General features: G+C 58.5%; 1 protein-coding gene. It reads left to right on the top strand.

Annotated features, from left to right (window positions below):
* On the top strand, positions 1 to 1,174 hold a 1,174-nt coding region (gene treB, locus GTGU_RS23310), incomplete at both ends, for a PTS trehalose transporter subunit IIBC (protein WP_072012057.1).

Below are 1,174 nucleotides of genomic sequence, written 5' to 3'. Positions count from 1 at the left end.
TAAATCAGCAGGACATCGATAACCTGATCGAGCTGGTTGGCGGGCGCGAGAATATCGCCACTGTCAGCCACTGTATTACCCGTCTGCGCTTCGTCCTGAACTCGCCCGCGAAAGCTAACCCGAAAGCCATCGAAGCATTACCGATGGTCAAAGGCTGCTTTACCAACGCCGGGCAGTTCCAGGTGGTCATCGGCACTAACGTCGGCGACTACTATCAGGCTCTGCTGGCCACCACCGGCCAGGCGGCTGCCGATAAAGAGCAGGCGAAAAAAGCGGCGCGCCAGAACATGAAATGGCACGAACAGCTGATTTCCCATTTCGCCGAGATCTTCTTCCCGCTGCTGCCTGCCCTCATCAGCGGCGGTCTGATCCTCGGTTTCCGCAACGTGATCGGCGATGTGCCGATGAGTAACGGTCAGACTCTGGCGCAAATGTCCCCGGCGCTGAAAACGATCTATGACTTCCTGTGGCTGATCGGCGAGGCGATCTTCTTCTACCTGCCGGTCGGCATCTGCTGGTCTGCAGTAAGAAAAATGGGCGGCACGCCGATCCTCGGCATCGTGCTGGGCGTCACGCTGGTATCGCCGCAACTGATGAACGCTTACCTGCTGGGTCAACAGACGCCGGAAGTGTGGAATTTTGGCCTGTTCACCATCGCTAAAGTGGGCTATCAGGCACAGGTCATTCCGGCCCTGCTGGCGGGTCTGGCGCTCGGGTTTATTGAAACTCGCATGAAGCGAATTGTTCCTGACTACCTCTATCTGGTTGTCGTGCCGGTTTGCTCACTGATCCTCGCCGTGTTCCTCGCGCATGCGCTGATCGGTCCGTTCGGACGTCTGATTGGTGACGGCGTGGCTTTCGCGGTGCGCCATCTGATGACCGGCAGCTTCGCCCCGATTGGCGCCGCGCTGTTTGGTTTCCTGTATGCCCCGCTGGTGATCACCGGCGTGCATCAGACCACGCTGGCAATTGATATGCAGATGATTCAGAGCATGGGCGGTACGCCGGTGTGGCCGCTGATTGCGCTCTCTAACATCGCGCAGGCCTCGGCGGTGGTGGGCATCATTATCGTCAGCCGCAAACACAACGAACGTGAAATCTCCGTCCCGGCCGCCATTTCCGCTTTTCTCGGCGTCACCGAACCGGCGATGTACGGCATCAACCTCAAATACCG

The sequence above is a fragment of the Trabulsiella guamensis ATCC 49490 genome (assembly GCF_000734965.1).
Taxonomy (GTDB): Bacteria; Pseudomonadota; Gammaproteobacteria; order Enterobacterales; family Enterobacteriaceae; genus Trabulsiella; species Trabulsiella guamensis.
This window is presented reverse-complemented; position numbering and strand designations above follow the sequence as displayed.